Origin of the sequence: Nocardiopsis alkaliphila YIM 80379, assembly GCF_000341005.1 — a bacterium.
GTDB lineage: Bacteria > Actinomycetota > Actinomycetes > Streptosporangiales > Streptosporangiaceae > Nocardiopsis > Nocardiopsis alkaliphila.
In genome coordinates this window covers 1-2,734 of the sequence record NZ_ANBD01000143.1, presented here as the reverse complement: position 1 = coordinate 2,734, position 2,734 = coordinate 1, and the positions used below count along the sequence as shown (strand labels likewise).

Annotated in this window: 2 protein-coding genes and 1 pseudogene; all 3 read left to right on the top strand. The window is 66.2% G+C overall.

Features of this window, described 5'->3' with window-relative positions:
• A pseudogene (locus D472_RS26060) lies at nucleotides 1–339 on the top strand (pyridoxal phosphate-dependent aminotransferase); the annotation flags it as partial.
• A 477-nt stretch (nucleotides 340–816) separates the two neighbouring features.
• Nucleotides 817–1,077, top strand: a complete 261-nt coding sequence (locus D472_RS0119910; protein WP_017606219.1) for a DUF6457 domain-containing protein — start codon at nucleotides 817–819, stop codon at nucleotides 1,075–1,077.
• Between the two features lie 205 nt (nucleotides 1,078–1,282).
• Nucleotides 1,283–2,701 carry an alanine/glycine:cation symporter family protein gene (locus D472_RS0119905; protein WP_026117891.1) on the top strand — a complete coding sequence of 473 codons (1,419 nt, stop codon included), beginning with the start codon at nucleotides 1,283–1,285 and terminating at the stop codon, nucleotides 2,699–2,701.
• The last annotated feature ends 33 nt before the right edge of the window (nucleotides 2,702–2,734 follow it).

The window sequence follows — 2,734 nt, the reverse complement described above, 5'->3', positions numbered from 1 at the left end:
CCGGTCCGTGAGCGGCTCGCCTCCTTGCACGGCCTCACCACGGGATCGGAGCTGACCGGGCTGCTGCTGGAAAAGCACGGCATGGGAGTGCTACCCGCGGTCGAGTTCGGGGAGGGGCCCGAGGCCCTGCGTATGCGGGTCGCCACCAGTCTTCTCTACGGAGACCGTGAAGAGCGCCGCTACGCCGCACTGTCCGCGCACGATCCGCTGGCCCTGCCCTGGATCCGTGCCCACTTGGACCGGCTCACCGAGGTGCTCGACAGCGTGCTCGACAAGGGCCCGGCTCCCGCCGCCACCGTCATCCCGGTCCGGCGGGCGGTGGTCCAACCGGTGAAGTGACGCCGGCCCCAAGGACTGTGTCCGCCACGTTTTAAGGGGGCGAGGCGGTCACACCCGACGGGTCCCTCCCCATCTCTCCCGGGGAGGGGCCCGTTTCGTCGTCTCGGTGGTCGGACTCGGAGTGCGTTCGGCATCGGCTCGGCCGGCGCACGGAGTCGGTGACTCCGTTGACCTGGGGAAGAAAGGACTCGGTCACGATGGCCACACGTAGAGGGCGACCCTGATCGGAGGCGGTTCGCGAAAGCGGGATCCTGGGGGACATGCGAACGGACTCCCAACGCCGGGTTATCGCTACCTCCGACGCTAGGCTCGGAGGGTGAACCGAGACCCCGGACCGGGAGAACCCATGCCCAAGGATGGGCGTTGGTTCGACGAGCGGACGATGACGAGGTCTGAACGGTCATCTGGCCGTTTCATGGCCCATGGATGGCTATGATCACCAAAAGTAGCTTTATGGATACTTCAAGGAGTCGATCGGTGACCCTCGTGGAATGGGCGGAACAGGTACTCCAAGAACTCGACCTGCCCGAGGACGAAGCGCTCCAGAAGGCCGACGTCGACCGCGTCCTCGACCTGGCCCGCGACGCCGCGCACTCGGTGGCCCGCCCCGCGGCACCGCTCACCACCTATCTGTTGGGGATGGCGGTCGGTAGGGGAGCGGACCCGGAGACGGCCGCCACGGCCCTCACCAGGCTCGCGTTGGAGCACGTGGACAAGACCGGAGAACAGACGGCCTGAGCCGATCGTGGCGCGTGGAAAGCGCCGCCGGCACGCCGCAACGTTCATGTGGAATGTACGTGATGCTCCTGTTATGCATCAGTGCCATTCTTTGCCGAATATCGCAATGCGCCCACCTGTGCCGACGTGATCTCGGGAGCAGCGGTCCCCGTGTTCCACCTTCGGCCCTCTCGGCCCCACACACCCACCGAAAGGGAGACCCCCTGTGGATCAACTCCTTGAGATGGCCGACATCATCAGTGGCATCATCTGGGGACCCTTCGTCCTCATCCCGTTGCTGCTGGGTGTCGGTGTCTTCCTCACCATCCGGCTGCGTCTTCTCCAGTTGCTTCGGCTCCCACACGGGTTGTGGCTGGCCTTCGTTCGCCGGAAGGAGGATCCTTCCGTTCAAGGCGACATCTCGCACTACCAGGCGCTGAGCACGGCGCTCGCCGCCACCGTCGGTGTCGGTAACATCGCGGGCGCCGCGCTGGCCATCGGTGTCGGTGGGCCGGGCGCGCTGTTCTGGATGTGGGTCATCGGGATCTTCGGCATGGCCACCAAGTACAGCGAGGCCCTCCTGGGCGTGAAGTATCGCCGCACCGACGCCAAGGGCGAACAGAGCGGCGGCCCGATGTACTACCTGAAGCACGGCATCAAGGGCGGGCTCGGTACCTTCCTCGGTGTCTCCTTCGCGATCTTCGGTGCCATCGCCGCCTTCGGTATCGGCAACGGTACCCAGGCCAACACCGTGGCCCAGCAGGTCGGTAGCGTCACTCCGCTCCAGCCGTGGGTGGTGGGACTCGTCCTCATGGTGCTGGCCGGCGCGGTCATCCTCGGTGGCATCAAGAGCATCGGCCGGGTCACCTCCGCCCTGGTGCCGATCATGATCCTCGGTTACGTCGGCATCTGCCTGCTCGTGCTCATCGTCAACTGGGCTTCCCTGCTGCCCGCGTTGCAGATGGTCTTCACCGACGCCTTCACCGGAACCTCCGCGGTCGGTGGCTTCGCGGGCGCGGGGATCATGCTCGCCATCCAGATGGGCTTCGCCCGGGGCATCTTCTCCAACGAGTCCGGCCTGGGCACCGGCGGTATCGCCGCCGCCGCGGCCAAGACCAAGGAACCCGTTCGTCAGGCCATGGTCTCCATGACCCAGACCTTCATCGACACGATCATCGTGGTGAGCATGACCTGCCTGGTCATCATCGTCACCGGTGTGTGGCAGGGGGAGGAGGCCGAGGACGGTTCGCTGCTCACCTCGCAGGCCCTGACCGAAGGACTGAGCGCCATCGGCCCGGGCGCCAGCGCGGCGGGTGCCTACATCGTGGCGATCTCCGTCGCGGTGTTCGCCTTCAGCACCCTGCTCGGCTGGGCCTACTACGGCGAGCGTTGTGTGGAATTCCTGGGCGGTCGCAAGGCGGTTCTGCCCTACCGGCTGGTGTTCATCGCCATCATCTTCGTCGGCGCGGTGGCCGGCCTCGACGCCGTCTGGTTGTTCAGTGACATCGCCAACGGCCTGATGGCCCTGCCGAACCTGGTGGGCTTGATCCTGCTGTCCCCGGTCATCGTCGCCGAGACCAAGAGGTTCTTCGGCCACCCCGACTGGCGTAACCCGGACGCCGTCATGGACGACGTCCGGAGTTAGTACACCCAGGCCTCGATCCGAGGGGCGAACACG